The 16,941-nt window shown below is 38.3% G+C and carries 15 protein-coding genes and 1 pseudogene; 6 read left to right on the top strand and 10 right to left on the bottom strand.

The features are described from left to right. Positions 1-18 precede the first annotated feature (18 nt). A complete protein-coding gene (locus tag AN486_RS26755; RefSeq protein WP_367142459.1) occupies positions 19-348 on the top strand; it encodes a COP23 domain-containing protein in 330 nt (109 codons plus the stop codon). Here the strand turns inward: AN486_RS26755 and AN486_RS26750 are convergent. Further along, positions 246-500, bottom strand: a pseudogene (locus AN486_RS26750) (COP23 domain-containing protein); the annotation flags it as partial. The gene AN486_RS26755 and the pseudogene AN486_RS26750 sit on opposite strands and share 103 nt — an antisense overlap. Positions 501-924: 424 nt before the next feature. On the opposite strand from AN486_RS26750, the gene AN486_RS23105 reads away from it, so the two are divergent. Further along, the gene (locus AN486_RS23105) at positions 925-2,544 is read left to right on the top strand and encodes a serine/threonine-protein kinase (RefSeq protein WP_290602706.1); all 1,620 of its coding nucleotides are present in this window, start codon (positions 925-927) and stop codon (positions 2,542-2,544) included. A 310-nt stretch (positions 2,545-2,854) separates the two neighbouring features. Here AN486_RS23105 and mraY read toward each other — a convergent pair whose 3' ends face one another. Beyond that, the gene (gene mraY / locus AN486_RS23100; protein ID WP_290602704.1) at positions 2,855-3,955 is read right to left on the bottom strand and encodes a phospho-N-acetylmuramoyl-pentapeptide-transferase; all 1,101 of its coding nucleotides are present in this window, start codon (positions 3,953-3,955) and stop codon (positions 2,855-2,857) included. A gap of 196 nt (positions 3,956-4,151) precedes the next feature. Beyond that, entirely contained in the window at positions 4,152-4,391 is a 240-nt protein-coding gene (locus AN486_RS23095; RefSeq protein WP_027400977.1) for a DUF3134 domain-containing protein, read from the bottom strand. A gap of 246 nt (positions 4,392-4,637) precedes the next feature. Between AN486_RS23095 and AN486_RS23090 the strand changes: the two genes are divergently transcribed. From AN486_RS23090 to AN486_RS23075, 4 genes are all read left to right on the top strand, one after another. Next, complete coding sequence (locus AN486_RS23090; RefSeq protein WP_027400976.1) at positions 4,638-5,222, top strand: PAP/fibrillin family protein; 585 nt, start codon at positions 4,638-4,640, stop codon at positions 5,220-5,222. Positions 5,223-5,435: 213 nt separating this feature from the next. Beyond that, complete coding sequence (locus AN486_RS23085) at positions 5,436-5,651, top strand: photosystem I reaction center subunit IV (RefSeq protein ID WP_168635623.1); 216 nt, start codon at positions 5,436-5,438, stop codon at positions 5,649-5,651. Between the two features lie 117 nt (positions 5,652-5,768). After that, on the top strand, positions 5,769-6,608 hold the full coding sequence (locus AN486_RS23080; RefSeq protein ID WP_053539466.1) for a DNA-formamidopyrimidine glycosylase: 840 nt from the start codon (positions 5,769-5,771) through the stop codon (positions 6,606-6,608). Between the two features lie 623 nt (positions 6,609-7,231). Then, positions 7,232-8,383 (top strand): alanine--glyoxylate aminotransferase family protein, encoded by a 1,152-nt coding sequence (locus AN486_RS23075; protein WP_053539464.1) that lies wholly within the window; start codon positions 7,232-7,234, stop codon positions 8,381-8,383. Between the two features lie 226 nt (positions 8,384-8,609). On the opposite strand, the gene AN486_RS23070 is transcribed toward AN486_RS23075, so the two are convergent. The 7 genes from AN486_RS23070 to AN486_RS23040 all read right to left on the bottom strand — a co-directional run bounded on the left by AN486_RS23070 (position 8,610) and on the right by AN486_RS23040 (position 16,904). Then, a complete protein-coding gene (locus AN486_RS23070) occupies positions 8,610-9,782 on the bottom strand; it encodes an IscS subfamily cysteine desulfurase (RefSeq protein WP_290602709.1) in 1,173 nt (390 codons plus the stop codon). Positions 9,783-9,923: 141 nt separating this feature from the next. Beyond that, positions 9,924-10,550: a type I restriction endonuclease gene (locus AN486_RS23065; RefSeq protein WP_053539463.1), complete on the bottom strand. Its 627-nt coding sequence runs from the start codon at positions 10,548-10,550 to the stop codon at positions 9,924-9,926. 363 nt (positions 10,551-10,913) lie between these two features. Next, on the bottom strand, positions 10,914-11,390 hold the full coding sequence (gene bcp / locus AN486_RS23060) for a thioredoxin-dependent thiol peroxidase (protein ID WP_053539462.1): 477 nt from the start codon (positions 11,388-11,390) through the stop codon (positions 10,914-10,916). Between the two features lie 45 nt (positions 11,391-11,435). Further along, a complete protein-coding gene (locus AN486_RS23055) occupies positions 11,436-12,392 on the bottom strand; it encodes a ribonuclease Z (RefSeq protein ID WP_053539461.1) in 957 nt (318 codons plus the stop codon). 307 nt (positions 12,393-12,699) lie between these two features. Next, on the bottom strand, positions 12,700-13,599 hold the full coding sequence (locus AN486_RS23050; RefSeq protein WP_053539460.1) for a histidine kinase: 900 nt from the start codon (positions 13,597-13,599) through the stop codon (positions 12,700-12,702). A 231-nt stretch (positions 13,600-13,830) separates the two neighbouring features. Continuing rightward, positions 13,831-14,508 carry a response regulator gene (locus AN486_RS23045; protein ID WP_053539459.1) on the bottom strand — a complete coding sequence of 226 codons (678 nt, stop codon included), beginning with the start codon at positions 14,506-14,508 and terminating at the stop codon, positions 13,831-13,833. A gap of 995 nt (positions 14,509-15,503) precedes the next feature. Continuing rightward, entirely contained in the window at positions 15,504-16,904 is a 1,401-nt protein-coding gene (locus AN486_RS23040; protein ID WP_290602708.1) for an HlyD family efflux transporter periplasmic adaptor subunit, read from the bottom strand. Positions 16,905-16,941: the final 37 nt, after the last annotated feature.

The raw sequence follows: 16,941 nt of genomic DNA, 5'->3' as shown, positions 1-16,941 counted from the left end.
TTGAATGGTTTGGTAGTTATGTGTGCGGCTAAACCAGGTGAATGCAATAAAAATAATATTTTATTGAGTGTCAGGCCAGGTGAAAACCCCACTACAGTTTTAGCAGAAATTGAGGATATCAGAGAAGGTAAAACTTCAGACCTGACTTGGCAAAATTCAGGTGAAAATACTGAATTTTGCCAAGTCAGGTCTGAAGTTCTACCTTCTCTGATATCCTCAAGTTCAGCTAAAACTGTAGTGGGGTTTACACCTGGCCTGACACTAAATAAAATATTGTTTTTATTGCATTCACCAGGTTTAGCCGCACAGATAACTCCCAAACCATTCAACTTACCGGTAGTTAAATAATCTAATCGGCCTTGTTGGTGAAATTGCTGGAATTTTTTACTTACTTGTTCACAGCGTTTTTTAGGAGTCCATTCGCTACTGGGAAAAGAGTCAGATTTCCAAGCAATAATGGGTACATAAGGCTCAGGTTTTTTGTCGGGAACGAAGGCCATGGTAGTGGGAACTCTTTCCGTATTACTTTTGTAAGAAATTGAACGACAAGCAAAACTAACTTCTTGCTTGGGAATCTCTTGACTCAAACCAGGGTTAACACTAAGGGTAACTGTCAATGCGGTGAATGCTAAGACACTAGTTAATGCTGGTAGTTGCATAATGCTTGACCTTTGATTACTGAATTTTGGTGATTATGGTAGTATTTAACTAGATTTATGTTATCTAAACTTTATACTTGGCGTAAGAATATGCACGCCCCTAACTGATTATATACTAATTCTTATCAAAGATTAAGGCGTTTACCCAGAAGTTAACTTTATGATACAATCCTGTTTAATAGGTGAAGTGAACAGACTTATATAAATACCTATTTTTGGTTAATGGATCAACACTGTAACTATATCATGTACTATTTTATCTATCATGTACTATTGTACCAGACCGCACTGCCCTAGTCCAGAAAACCGTTTTCCCGACTCTCCAGATTCTAATACTACCTCGGAAATATTCTGTCAAGCTTGTGGAATGCCCCTAATATTAAAGGGGAGAAAAGGACATTATCAAACTATTAAACCTCTGGGAAAAGGAGGATTTGGTGCTACTTTTCAAGCTATTGATTTAGATTCTGTGAATCAGCGTCAATGTGTAATCAAACGATTGAATATTAATGACAACCCGGAAATTGCTGACAAAATTGTTGAAGCAATCAAAGCAGCTTTTGATCGAGAAGCTCAGGTTTTAGAATTTTTAGGTGACAATAACGGGAATATTCCCACATTATATGATTATTTTTCCCTGACCGCTCCCGCTTTTGGTCAACAAGAAGAACTTGAGTTTAAATATTCAGTACAACAATATATCCAAGGTGAAGATCTGTCTCAGGAACTCAGAAGAAAAGTTCGTTTTTCCGAAACAGATATTTTAGATTTTTTAAAGCAAATTTTACCGATTTTACAATTTATTCATGACCAAAATTCTATCCATCGAGATATTAAACCCAGTAATATTGTTAGAGAAACAGCAACACAAAAACTATTTTTAATTGATTTTGGCGCGGTTAAACAAGTTGTTTCTGGTGAAACAAATATAAAAAAATCTGTACCTATTTTTACAAAAGTGTACGCTTCTCCTGAACAAAGACCTGAAGAAGGAAGAATAGGAGAAATTTATCCGTCTAGTGATTTATATAGTTTAGCTGTTACTTGTCTGGAGTTACTCACAGGTACAACTCCTGTTGATTACCTTGACAATAATTACCGAAATTGGCGACAACAAGCTAGGCTAATTATTAGCCCTTCTCTAGCTAATATTTTAGATAAAATGCTCAAGATTAACCCTAGACACCGGTTTCAATCAGCAGCAGAAGTTATGACGGCTGTAAATGAATCTCAAATAACCACACAACCAGATCATTCAGTCAATAATAATAATAATAATACAAAGCCCATCAATAAACCATCTCACAATTTAAAATTTTTACTCATAAAATCGGCTTTTTTAATAACTTTAATAACTATTGGTGTGATGGGTATTAATATTTATTTGCAACCACCAATTAAAGTAGTAGAATATGCAAAAGCTGGGGTTAAATTTAAATATCCTAAAAATTGGCAAGAAACACCAGTAATAGATAAATTAACGCGAATTATCCCGAAAAATACGATTTCATCTTCTCTAACTCCAGAATTTTTTATCACTATAGATGAGTTATTCCAGTCGGAGTCTTTGGAAGATTATACTAAGTTTTCTATCGGACAAATTGAAGCATTAGGACAAAATGCGAAAATTATCAAATCTGGACGAATACAACTTGGTGAAACACAAGGTCATCAAGTAGTTTATGAGAGCAGAGATAATATCCACAAGGTAAATTTCCAAGAAATGCAAGTATGGATTGTTAATGGTAAAAAAGCCTATATTCTCACCTATCGCGCTGAAGATAAATCCTATCCAGAGTTTGCGAAAACTGTGGAAGACACCATAATTAAATCCTTTAGACTGGAAAAATCCACATCTGAAAAATCCACAAATCCAATCTGGTAATTAAGAGGATGTTTGAAAAGTATCAGAATTAATCGAGATCCCCCCAACCCCCCTTACAAAGGGGGGCTAAATTCCTCAAAGTCCCCCTTTCCAAGGGGGATTTAGGGGGATCAGATCCCACAGGAAAAAGTTTTCAAATAACCTCTTACTTAAACTCCAAATTCAAGGATGTAAATGACAATTTGAGTATTGGGAATTGGGGTAATTTACGTTCTGGACAGAACCCCCAATCTCAAAACAAAAACAACCCCCAAATTTGGAGGTTGTGAATTTTTATTTGTGAAAAATCTGATGATTAAAACAAAACTGATTATTTTATGGACATAATACAAACGGAAGCTAGAAAAGCGGCGATAATATAAAACACAGCCACTACTTGCAATTCTGACCAACCAGTTAATTCTAAATGATGATGTAAAGGTGCCATTTTAAATAATCGCTTACCTTTGCCATCTGGTCCTTTTGTCGCTTTATAATAACCAACTTGTGCCATCACAGAGAGAGTTTCGACAAAGAAAATCCCACTCAAGATAAACAAGACTACTAAGGTATTAGTTAACAGTGCAACCGCAGCTAAAGCGCCACCCAGGGCTAAAGAACCGGTGTCACCCATGAAAACACTAGCCGGGTTGCGATTGTAGGCTAAAAAGCCCAAGCAGCTACCGCTGACAGCAGCACAGAAAACCATCAAGTCGGGAGAAGTTGGCGCAATAATCACACCTAATGCGAAAATAGCGATCGCCACTGTTCCCGCTGCTAAACCATCAATCCCATCTGTTAAATTAGTAGCATTGCTCTCTGCAACCAGGACAAATCCGGCTACAGGCCAGAACAACAGTCCCAAAGGTAAGGATAAACCCACCCAAGGTAAATGGATATTAGTTATACTAAAGTCACCTTTAAACATCAACCAGGCGCAAAATACAGCCCCAAAGATAACTTGCAAAGCTAACTTCATCTTCGGAGAAATTCCCTTGTTAGACTTCCGACGTAAAATTTGCCAGTCGTCTATCCAACCAATGAAACCGTAGCTGAGAGTTAAAGCCGAAACCGCCAGGACATTTTCAGAAAAATCCGCCAATATACAAGCAATTATCACCGCTACAGGGATAAAAAATATACCTCCCATAGTTGGTGTTCCTGCCTTTTTGAGATGTGCCTGGGGTCCATCTTCCCGGATAATCTGCCCCGTTTTCAGCCTTTGTAACAGAGGAATCACCCACTGTCCCAGAATTGTCACACCCACAGCAGTCAATAAAAAAGGTAGGGTGAGGGAAATAGGATACCAAGGGGTTCTATGCCCCATGCTATCGAAAATCAAGGCTGTTGCACTCAGTACCAAGGCCAGCAAGGAAGCCAAGCCAATTCCCGAAAAATTCAAACTTTGGTTAGGAGATAATTTAGCGTCCACAAAAAAAATTCCCTTCACTCCACACTTTAAAAAACCTAAATAAAACCATAGAGACTGTTTTTAGCTGATAGTTCGCAGTATTTTGGGAACTAGTACAGCACCGCCTCAATAAACTAACCATTCTCAATCGCCAAAAAGCTTGCTTAATATTACTTTTGACTTTTGATTTTTGACTTTTGACTTCCGCCCTGCGGTGCTAGTCATCATCAACAGGTGTATCATCGTCATCATCATAATCAATATCACCAATTCCGTCGTCTGCGCCCAGAAAATCGGATATTACTTCTACATCTTCCCGCGAGTCGGTGTCATGGATATCACGGGCTATCAATCTGCCACTCAGCCGCAACCAGTCCAACATAGAGGACTCTTGTTTTAAGGGAATAACTGATGCTCGCTGGTTTCGGGGGGCTTCACGGAGGGGAGAATCTAACATATTAACAATCACACACGAGGGTTTATATAACTAGACACTAAGAGTCTATCATACTGACTTGATACGAGTTAATTTATTCCTTCATACAGGTCTTTAACTGCTGAATCCGAATCAAAGAAAATTTTCATTTAATTACCGAACGGTAGTCAAAAAGGCATTATTCATGAATTGTCTGGTTATAGACAAAGGACATTAATATTTTATTAATGCTATTTCATCATGTAAACTCTCTTGAGGCATTGGGTAATGATAGGCAAATCAACTCTTATTGATCTAATTGTTGGCACTAATCGCGGTTTATTAGCAAGTCAGCCACAACAACAAGCTATTTTAGCAGCGATCGCTAACCTAGAAGACTTTAATCCCACGCCACGACCATTAGCAGCTAGTAATTTACTAGAAGGTGACTGGCGACTACTATACACCACAAGCAAAGCCTTATTAAACATAGATCGTTTACCCTTTTGTAAACTTGGTCAAATTTACCAATGTATTCGGGTAGAAAGCAACAGTGTTTATAACATAGCTGAGATTTATGGCATTCCTTTGTTCGCAGGAGTAGTTAGCGTTGCTGCTAAATTTGAACCAGTATCCCAACAGCGTGTGCAAGTAAAATTCCAGCGTTCTATAATTGGTTTACAAAGCCTAATTGGCTATACGACACCGGGAAACTTCATCCAACAAATTGAATTAGGCAAAAAATTTACCGCTTTTGATTTTCCCATTCAAAGTGAACAACAACAAGGTTGGCTAGATATTACTTATATAGATAATGATCTCCGTATAGGTAGGGGGAACGAAGGTAGTGTTTTTGTATTAAGTAAGACATAGAACATTTTGCCAGGAGTGTTTGGGAATGAACTTACCCTATTATGGGTAGTTTGTCAAGAAGTCAAAGAGAAGATTAACAACTCATTACCCATGAGAACCCAGCAATTTGACAAATAACTTAACAAAACCACAAGCAAATACCTTGAGGTTGTAGAGTGAAAACAATCAGCCCTACTTTAACGGCAATTCATACTTCAAAAGGGAAGATCCATCATGGTTCAACGTGGTTCTAAAGTACGTGTTCTCCGCCCTGAGTCCTACTGGTTTCAGGATCTTGGTACAGTGGTTTCTGTTGACAAAAGCGCCATCAAATACCCTGTAATTGTTCGCTTTGACAAAGTTAACTACTCTGATCTCAACACCAACAACTTTGCTGTAGATGAATTAATTGAGGTGGAAGCACCTAAACCCAAAGCCGCAGCCAAATAAATAGTCAAGCATCAAGGGGATTGTTTAATGGAATAATAGGAGGAGATATCAACGTCAACAGCTTGATCAATTTCCTCTGTTTGACCATACCTTCCCCTAAAAATATTATTTGCTTGAATGCCTGAACTGCCTGAAGTTGAAACAGTCCGCCGGGGTTTGAATCAATTAACCCTGAGTCAAGAAGTGACGGGAGGGGATGTGTTGCTACAACGTACCATTGCCTACCCGTTTTCTGTTGATGAATTTATTGATAAAGTTAAAGGGAATACTATTGCTACCTGGCATCGTCGTGGTAAATATCTCTTAGCTGAACTTTCCTCATCTTCTCCCAGTTATTTAGGAGTTCACCTCCGCATGACCGGTCAGTTACTTTGGTTAACCCAAGATCAACCTTTACACAAACACACCAGAGTCAGGTTATTTTTTGGGGAAAAGCAAGAATTACGCTTTGTTGACCAGCGCACCTTCGGGCAAATGTGGTATGTTCCTGGTGATGTAGCTGTAGAAAGTATTATTACAGGTTTGGCAAAATTGGCAGTTGACCCCTTTTCCCCAGAGTTCACTGTGGCGTATTTTGCCGATAAATTAAAAAAATCCCGTCGTCCTATTAAAACTGGATTATTAGATCAGTCAATGGTGGCAGGATTAGGTAATATTTATGCAGATGAAGCTTTATTTAAAAGTGGGATTTTACCAACTACTCTCTGTACAGAATTACAACTTCCCCAAATTGAACTTTTACGAACGGCAATTATTCAAGTTTTATCAGCGAGTATTGCGGTAGGTGGAACGACTTTTAGTAATTTCTTGAGTGTTAAAGGTGTTAACGGTAATTATGGCGGTGAAGCCTGGGTTTATAACCGCACTGGAGAACCTTGTAAGGTTTGTGGTAATGTGATCGGGCGAATTAAGTTAGGTGGGCGTTCTAGTCATTTCTGTTCTCAATGTCAAAGTTAAGTAGGGTTTGCTGAAAAAGTTGCCTGTGAGGGCAGGGAACAGGGAACAGGGAACAGGGAACAGGAAGAGAGTTTTGAGTGATTTTACGTTTCTTTACACAGTTTGGTTTTATTGTGTTCACCTACTTAGGGACTTCCAATTAAAAAAATACCCAAAAATTTCTTGTGGTGCGGGACGAATTGCCTGCTAATCATCAAGGACGGGCAGGACTTGTGCTGAGCTTGTCGATAGCGTAGCGTGGCGTTAGCCATAGTATGCCCATCCCACAAAATTGGGTAATTTATTTTTTGGTGTTCACCTACTTAGGGTTTGCTGATAGCATAGCGTGGCGTTAGCCATACTCCTGAGTGGGCGCAGGCCCTGCGCCCCTACCTCCTGATAGCGTTCACGTAGTGTGCCGTATGCCTGCGGGAGCCGGAGGCATCAGGCGTAGCGTGGGGTTAGTCATACTTCTAGCCCTCACAGACAACTTATTCAGCAAGCCCTACTTAGATGCCGCTATATTTGAATGGTGCGGAAAAAATATGATGTTTGATTAATTAGTCGCACTTCGGCATATACATTGACTACATACCGCTATATCATGCGATTGATTCCCATTTAATCTCAGATAAATTAAGTTTATGACATCTACCATTTCCATTAACGACAGTCAGCGGTTAGGACTTGAACCTCTAAATATTCCCCACCGTCTCCTATTGGGTCCAGGTCCTTCTAACGTCCATCCAGCCATATTACAGGCGATGAATACCACACCTGTAGGGCATTTAGATCCGGCTTTTTTAAACCTCATGGATGAGATTCAATCTCTGTTGCGTTACGCATGGCAAACAGAAAACCCCCATACTATTGCTGTCAGTGGCACGGGTACAGCCGCTATGGAAGCCACGTTAGCTAATTCTGTAGAACCGGGTGATGTCGTATTAATTGGGGTAGCTGGTTATTTTGGTAATCGCTTGGTAGATATGGCGGGTAGATATGGGGCAGATGTGCGAACTATTACTAAACCCTGGGGACAAGTTTTCAATTTAGAGGAAATCAGTGCCGCAGTTGCTACCCATAAACCGGCAATTTTGGCTTTAGTTCATGCCGAAACTTCCACCGGCGCACGTCAACCTTTGGATGGTGTGGGTGAGTTGTGTCGTCAACATGGCACATTGTTGTTAGTAGATACTGTTACCAGTTTAGGTGGTGTTCCCATATTTTTGGATGAATGGGGCGTTGATTTGGCTTATAGCTGTAGTCAAAAAGGGCTGGGTTGTTCTCCAGGTGCGTCACCGTTTACCATGAGTGGGCGGGCAATGGAGAAGCTACAGAAGCGTCAATCTAAGGTGGCAAACTGGTATTTAGATATGACATTGTTGGGGAAATATTGGGGGAGCGATCGCACATATCACCACACTGCACCAATTAACCTATACTATGGATTACGGGAAGCTCTACGTTTAGTAGCAGAAGAAGGTTTAGCTAGTTGTTGGCAACGTCACCAAAAAAATGTCGAATATCTGTGGGAAGGATTGGAAGACATGGGTTTAAAAATGCACGTTGAAAAAGAATACAGATTACCAACTTTAACCACTGTTTGTATTCCCGAAGGAGTAAATGGTAAATCAGTTGCTAGGCAGTTATTAATTGAGCATAATATTGAGATTGGCGGCGGTTTAGGTGAACTTGCCGGTAAAGTTTGGCGTGTAGGTTTAATGGGTTTTAATAGCCGTCCTGAAAGTGTAGATAAGTTGATAGCTGCACTAGGAACAATGATCTCTAATAATTAGTTTTCCATAGGGGCAATGCCCCCGTGCTTGCCCCATTCGATTTACAGCAAATTGTCATCAAACCCGGAACAAGAACCCCACCCCCAACCCCCTCCAGTATCAAAAGCTTATCCTTTTCTTCCCCCCGCTGCGGGGGGATTTAGGGGGGTGCGATGAGGGGGCTAAGATGTACCTTATATGATTGGAAATCGCTGTAGGTAACCACAGGGGGTTTGCCCAAACCTTTTCAGCAAACCCTCATTACTGACGCGCTTCTTAAACCTTGCACAGTAGAAATTACCTGTTGGGCAACTTGATCAATTTCCTCAACTGTATTAAATCGCCCAATCCCAAATCGCACCGAAGCATAAGCTAATTTATCTGAATGTCCCAACGCTTTCAACACATAGGAAGGGGCAATATTATTAGAAGAACAAGCAGAACCAGAAGACACAGCCACGACTGATTGTAACCCTAAAGAAAGTGCCGCACCATCTACACCTTCCACACTAATATTTAAATTTCCTGCTAATCGTTTTTGAGGATCTCCATTTATATAAATTCCCTCTACAATAGATAACTGTTGCCACAATCTTTCTCTTAATACTGTTAACCGTTGATTTTCTGTTTCTTGTTCGGTTATGGCAATTTCTACAGCTTTACCAAAACCGACAATTTGCGGTGTATATAATGTCCCAGAACGCATTCCTCTTTCATGTCCTCCCCCATGTTGTTGGGAAGCAAGTTTCACTCTGGGATTACGTCTGCGAACATATAAAGCCCCAATTCCCTTCGGTCCATAGACTTTATGGGCTGTAAGAGACATTAAATCAATATTCATCGCTTCCACATCTAAAGGGATTTTACCAATAGCTTGGGCTGCGTCTGTGTGAAAAATAATTTGCCGTTGATAGCACATTGCCCCAATTTCGGCTATTGGTTGTAAAACCCCAATTTCATTATTTGCAGCCATCACAGATACTAAAATTGTATCATCACGCAAGGCTTTTTCTAACTGATTTAAGTCAATTAATCCATCTTTTTTTACTGGCAAAATTGTAATATCAAAACCAAGACTTTTTAAATATTCGCAAGGATCTAAAACTGCTTTATGTTCCGTATTAATAGTTACAATGTGTTGACCTTTTGGGAAATAAGCTTCAGCAATACCTTTAATAGCTAGATTATTTGCTTCCGTTGCACCGCTGGTAAAAACAATTTCTTCGGGTGTCGCATTAATTGCGTCTGCTAAAATTTCCCGTGTTTGTTTAACAGCAGCTTCAGATTCCCAACCATAAACATGACTAATACTAGCCGCATTACCAAACTTTTCTGTAAAATAGGGAATCATAGCAGCCATTACCCTTTCATCAACGGGGGTAGTAGCATGACAATCGAGGTAGATAGGACGACTGGACATAATTAATTGACGATTAAGTAGGTTGGCGTTGAAAATTGTCGTTATGGCAAGGCAAAAGGCAAGAGGCAAGAGGCAAGAGTGAAGAGGGTTTGGGCGATTTTACGTTTCTTTACACAGTTTGGTTTTATTGTGTTCACCTACTTAATTCAAAATTTGACCTAGTTTTTTTAAGATTCGGAAAACTTGATAAAGTTCGTTTTCTCGCTTCAAAAGTGTAAATTGATCAGACAAAGCATATTGAGGTTGATTGATTTGAGAAAGTTTAAGAAAAATAAAATCACTGCCATTCATTACTAATCCAAACACGGGTTTTGTAGGTTGAGGATTAGCCAGCATATAAGTAAGTGCTTGAGGTATGGCTTCTAACAGGGAAAAAGTAGGTTTTTTCGACTCTATTACCAATAACCATAATTGTTGCTGGATAACTAAAACATCAATTCTGCCTCTGATAACTTCTTCTTGATCTTCGACGGCAATTTCTATTGATGATTCACTTCTAATCAAGAAAGGTTCATCATAAAATCCAGCTAAACTGAGTAAGGGAGATAAAACTACTAACTTTACTGTTTCTTCCGATAAAGGAGGATGTTTAACCAAGCGGAGAAAATGCAATTTTACTCTGTCTAAATATTGTTTTTCTAAATCAGAGATTTCTGGCAAATTTTCTAACCATTCAGTGAAGAATCCTTCATTGTCGGTTTGTTCTAGATCAAATCTTGCCTCTAAATAGGCAATGCCTATATTTTGCGCTTGGATGAATTGAACCATAATACAAATAATGGAATTGATATTCCTATTGTATAAGGTGAGAATATCTCGTTCCTAGTCTCTGACTAGGAATGCAATTGATGAGGCTCTGCCTCTAATATTATTGAAGGCAGAGCCTTCTAGAATTCATTCCCAGCCAGAGACTGGGAACGAGATGAATACTGCTGTTAGGACTTGAACCTAACCGTTGTTTCTTATGAGCCGGGATTTCTCCGTACTAGGATGCTTCAACACATAGATGTTTTTTTGTTCTTACTCACAATTTGATTGTAACATACCACAGGGATTAAAATCCCTCGTGTCCCTTATATCTCAGGTCTAAAGACACTGAGCTTTACGCTTACCGGATGCTCTTATAAAAGTTTAATTAGCAGCTAATTCCTGGATTTTCTTGAGTACAGATTCAGCATGACCTTTTGTTTTGACATTAGGCCAAATGTAGGCAATAATTTTATCAGGTGAAATCAAGAAAGTTGAACGAGCAACCCCCATATATTCTTTACCCATAAACTTCTTTAAACGCCATGCACCATAGGCTTCTATTAATTGATGTTCAGAATCAGTTAATAGGGTAATTGATAAATCATATTTGTCTATGAATTTACAATGGGAGGTTGCAGAATCTGGACTAACACCGATGATTTTTGCGCCTGCTGTGGTAAATTCTGAGGATAATTCTGTAAAATCTTGAGCTTCTGTAGTGCAACCAGGTGTATTATCTTTAGGATAAAAATAGAGGACTAGCCACTGATTTATATCAGCGAGATTCACTAGATTATTGTTTTGGTCAGGGGTAGAAAAATCCGGTGCAGGTTGGCCAATTTGGGGAATGTTGCTCATAATTAGAGGGCGATAAATTAGGGATAAGTGATAATTATAGCAAAATCATGCACTCACATTTGATTCAATTTCCCGTCTGCGAGGAACATCATAAACCATAAAATCATGAGCCATAATTGTTTTAGGAAAAATTGCTTTTGCTTCTTTAAGTAAATCTTTTAATTCAATAGTATTCCCTGGAGCGTAACGAGGGCTGAAATGTGTCATAATCAGTTTACGAACTCCTGCAATGTGTGCCGTTTGGGCTGCCATTGTAGTTGTAGAATGTAGCCTTTGAAAAGCCATTTCTGAATCTTGATGAGCAAACGTGGCTTCATGAATTAACACATCTGCATCATCTGCTAATTGCACTGCACCATTACAATAAACAGTATCTGTACAATAGGCAATTTTTCGCCCAATTTCTGTTGGACCACATAATTCACTACCATTGATTACTCTTCCGTCTGCCAGGGTGACTGTTTCACCGCGCTTGAGTTGTCCATAAATTGGACCTGAAGGAATTTCTAAGGCTTTGGCTTTTTCTATATCAAAACGTCCGGTTCTATCTTTTTCCGTGACTCTGTAGCCAAAAGCAGGAATACGGTGATGTAAAAGACCACAGCTAACTGTAAATTCATCATTTTCATAAATTACCCCCGGCTGAACGGTATGCACTTTAATGGGGTAGGAAAAATGGGTGTGGGAGTAACGAGAAGCGGCTTGTAAGTATTCGTTTAATCCCGATGGACCATAAATATCAATTTTGTCTACATTACCTGCTAAACCGCAACTAGCCAGCAATCCCATTAAGCCGAAAATATGATCACCGTGCATATGGGTGACAAAAATTCGGGATAGTTGGCTAACTTTTAAATCACTCCGCAAAATTTGATGTTGAGTTCCTTCTCCACAGTCAAATAACCACAGTTCTGCCCGTTGTGGCAATCTCAGCGCTACGCTGGAAACGTTGCGTGATCTTGTTGGTACACCTGAACTCGTCCCTAAGAATGTAATCTGCACGGTGTTTTTTAGCTTTCCTTTTGCTCAATATGATCCTTGATTCTCTATTTTGACACAGTAAGTAGGGTTTGCTGAATAAGTTGTCTGTGAGGACAGGAGTATGGCTAACGCCACGCTGCGCTATCAGGCAGGTAGGGGCGCAGGGCCTGCGCCCATTCAGGAGTATGGGAACAGGCAAGGGGGGAGAAGTTTTGGGCGATTTTACTTTTCTTCACATACCTTTAATTTTTTCTGTTAACCTACTTATTTGCACAGTCAGCTATTAAAGAAAAAGCGAAACATCAAGATTTTCTAATTTTCCTAGTTTTTATTGCCACCATGAAGAATTTTGTAAATGCCAAGATAACTCGCAAAGAGTACCTTGAGGATAAAGGGGAACTCGCCTAAATTTACCTTTAATTTGTTGTGCTAAATTTTTAAATTGTTTTGTTCCCCAACCTTCTTTTAATGGGTAAATCCCTAAACCATCATCTATAATGCTCAGAGTGTAAATCCCTTGATCTTCAACCCAGGAATAAGTAACTTGTAAACAGGTGATGCCGGTGGCGTGTTTACCAACATTACATAAGGCTTCTTCTAAAAATCGGCAAAGTCCTCGCTTATTTTCAATACTCAAACTGCTTTCATCTATAGGCTCAAAACTATGGATTTTTAGTTTGAGGGTTTTAAAACAGGGAAAATCCCGTTCTAAGGTGTAGGTATAAACTTGGTAGAGAATTTCATGTAAAGGGTTTCGCAAATCTATAACTACATTACTTCCTAAATAAAGGCTAGTATCTTGATTAAGAGTTTCTTGTTGCCAAAATTCATATATTCCTCGTAACTCTTGGTTCAATTCTTCAAGTTCTTTTTCTATAATAGGCAGCAATTTATTCATTGGTAAATCCTGCCCTTTAACTAATCTTAAAATTTTAGCTAGACTTTGCAGGGGTCCATTATGAATTGTTTCAAATGTAGTTTCAATCATGGTTTGACGAGCTTTGATTCCAGATTTAATTGTTTGATTATATTGATATAAAGACACGATACTGATGCCATTTACAACCATGACAAAAATTGCTGGAAACATGGAAAATGACCACCCCCAAGTTAATAAAAAATGACTAATCAATACTAGACTAAAAATAGTAATGATAACCTCTGATAACTTGCCTACAGAAACAAAATAAATTTCTTCCTGTAGTTTCTTCCAAAATTGAGTTTGCATAAGCTTTTATTCCAGTCTTAACACCTTAATGATGGAAAAAATATTATTGATTAGAGGATGTTTGAAAAGTATCAGAATTAATCGAGATCCCCCCCAACCCCCCTTACAAAGGGGGGCTAAATTCCTCAAAGTCCCCCTTTTCAAGGGGGATTTAGGGGGATCTGCGGGTGTCAGATCCCACACGAAAAAGTTTTCAAACAACCTCTTATACTAACTTTATTTGTTAGTTGATTAATCAATTAATCCTTCGGCTCTAGCTCTCATTTCCGTTTGAATACGGATATTTTTACCTTCTTCTGGGTAAATATTTAAAGCATCTTGTAACTTACTCCAATAATGACGTACCATGCGTTCAGATATGCACATATTTTTAGCAATTACTTTATCTTGTAATCCTTCTTCAAAGGCTAGATTCAGCACCTTCAACCATTCTGGTTTTACCTCTAAACCTGAATGAATTCCTTTGATATCTTTTGTATGAGTTAATCCCTGTAATGCCCAATCAACTCTAGTTAACATTTCCTGGGTAGGAAGACTTTTATCAGCGACAGTGAAGCCTCCTTTATGATTATCAATATAAGGACGAATGCGGATCAATGTTTTCACATGGGCGCTTTGAATAACAAGATTCAAATGGGAATAATTTTTCATCAAAACCTTAAGCAGTTGAATCCCTGTATCAACTTTCGCTGTAGTTTCCGGCTTCTCTGGTATGGAAAGATCCATAACTACTAGGTCAGGTTGGTAATTAATAACTTGCTCAAAAGCATAACTAGCATTTGTAGCCAGATTAAATTCAGCACCAGGATAGTTTTTTCGTAAAATTTCTACTGTCCCATTTAAAACTGACTCGTGGTCATCAATGACTATGAATTTTAAACATGATTTTTCTGATGGAATTTGTTGCATATCTAATAATTATCCCAATAGTTATACACCTGATCAATTTTGGTTGCTATCTACTACTATTAATTACTTTTTCCTAGATTCTCTTAGTTATAACTTATTGGCTATGGGGGGTGTTACCCCTCACCCTATGAAAAATATTAGAAAATACTGAGATTATGAAGTTGATGTATAACAATAATAAATATGTTTGTTTAACAATAATTTAGGATTAATCAGAGTTTTGACAGATATATTACCTGGTACTATAGGAGATATTAAGTAATAGAAAATGCTTATAAATAAAAGTGCCAAATTGACATAAGGTTTTTGTTAAGTAGAAGCATTTACCTGATATTAAGAATTTAAAGCTATTGTAAAGATGCTCTAATTCTGGTAAATGGGAATAAAAAATCAGAGTAGATATATCAGGGTCAGAAATTTTTAGGAGATATTTATTCAAATTACAGGACTATTCAATAAATAATACGACAGAATTAATTACATACATGATTTTCCTGTTCTTTGTTTCTACTAAGAGGATGTTTTAAAAGTGGTATCCCGTAATTTTTATCACATTTTTACCCCCCTTAATCCCCCCGATGCTTTGGGGGGAAACCGGAAAAATTAGTTCCCTCCCCTTTATAAGGGGAGGGTTAGGGTGGGGTAAAATATTTTATCCAGCAATCATGACTTTTCAAACACCCGCTAAGAGGATGTTTTAAAAGTGGTATCCCGTATTTTCATCACATTTTTACCCCCCTTAATCCCCCCGATGCTTTGGGGGGAAACCGGAAAAATTAGTTCCCTCCCCTTTGCAAGGGGAGGGTTAGGGTGGGGTATTCGATAACTTGTGTGTACACAGTAGCCTTTATAGGGGGGAAACAAGAAAAATCCAGTTCCCTCCCCTTTATAAGGGGAGGGTTAGGGAGGGGTAAAATATTTGATACAGCAATCATGACTTTTCAAACACCTGCTAATTAATTTAAGTTTTCTGGGTTTTCTGGCTATTTAGCTACTTATAAATCAGCAATTAGTCTAGCTTTTCTCAACATAAATTGCAATGCTGTTTCTTCTCTAGAAATAATATCGGCTGTAGCGTTCATTCCTGATTGTAGCAGACATTTATGACCATTAATTCCAAATGAATTGCTTTCGGGCTGAATTGTGGCTTCAAAGTAGCTAATACCAGGAGAATTTGTCGTATTTGTATCTTTATTTTGAGGTGTAATTGCGTCTGGAGCAATGGTTTTAACAGTCCCCTTAGCAATTCCATAATCAGGATAGGGACAAGCATCAACACGAAGTTGCACTTTTTGACTAATAGCAATTTTGTTAATTTCCGCCGTGGGAATCATGGCTTTAATTACTAAAGAAGCACTATCAGGGACAACTTCAGCAATAGATTCGCCAGCGCGGACAACTTGACCAGAATTTCTTAAATTAAGTTTAAAGATAATGCCATTACTTGTGGCAACAATAATGCTACTTTTTCGCTGATTTTCAAGTTGTTGAAGTTCTTTTTGTGATTGTTTTATTTGAGTTTGTATTTCTACCAATCGCTGAATTAAGCCTTCTTTTTCTTTATTTAGAGCCGCTATATTTGCTTCACCTCTAGCAGTTTCTTGAGCAATCCGTTCTTGTGCCATTTTTACCATTGCTGTAGTTGGATTAATCGCGGCTTGAGTTGATTTAATTTTGATTTTAGCAAGATCAACAGCTTTTTTTGCAGATTGTAGTGTTAAGGTTGTCTGTTGCACAACTAGCTGTTTTTGCTCAAATTCTCTGTTACCAATTGCACCAATTTTGGATAACTGCTTATAACGATCTCTATCCGACTTTGCGAAATCTAAATCAGCTTTTGCTTTTTCTAAATCTACTAATTCTTTTTGAATATTTACCTCTGCTGTTATTAATTCACTTTCAGTATTGATTTTTCGCTCTTGATATTCCCTTTGATTTCTTAATAAGTCCTCTTTTGCAGAATTAACGATAGTTTCTATAACTTTTTTTTCAGCTATAATTTGATAATTTAATGTCCGGTTTTGAGCATATATTTGTAATATTTGTAATGTATTTTGTTTAATACTGTCTTCTAATTGGCTTTTTTTAATTAGCAATTGCTCAGTATCTAAAAGGGCAATTACGTCTCCTTGCTTAACAATTTGATTTTCTTTGACTAAAATACTTTTAACTGTCCCTTCTATTCTTGATTGCACCACACGAGTTTCACCTATGGGACGAACAATAGCCGCAGCTTTTACCGTGACATTATATTTCACCCATGAAGATAAATAAATGCTAGTAATAACAGTCCCCATCAAAAATAAACCTGCTAAGGATGTCCAACGACTAACAGGTGGAAGTGAATTATCAGTTTCAATGACAGAATTAAATTCTTGATTGTGAGTGTAAGTCATGGTTATCTGAATAATGAATGATATAGGGGATGTGGGG

This window comes from Anabaena sp. AL93 (assembly GCF_001672085.1).
In the GTDB taxonomy this organism is placed as follows: domain Bacteria; phylum Cyanobacteriota; class Cyanobacteriia; order Cyanobacteriales; family Nostocaceae; genus Dolichospermum; species Dolichospermum heterosporum.
The sequence above is the reverse complement of the archived record's forward strand: the minus strand, read 5'-3'. Positions and strand labels throughout refer to the sequence as shown.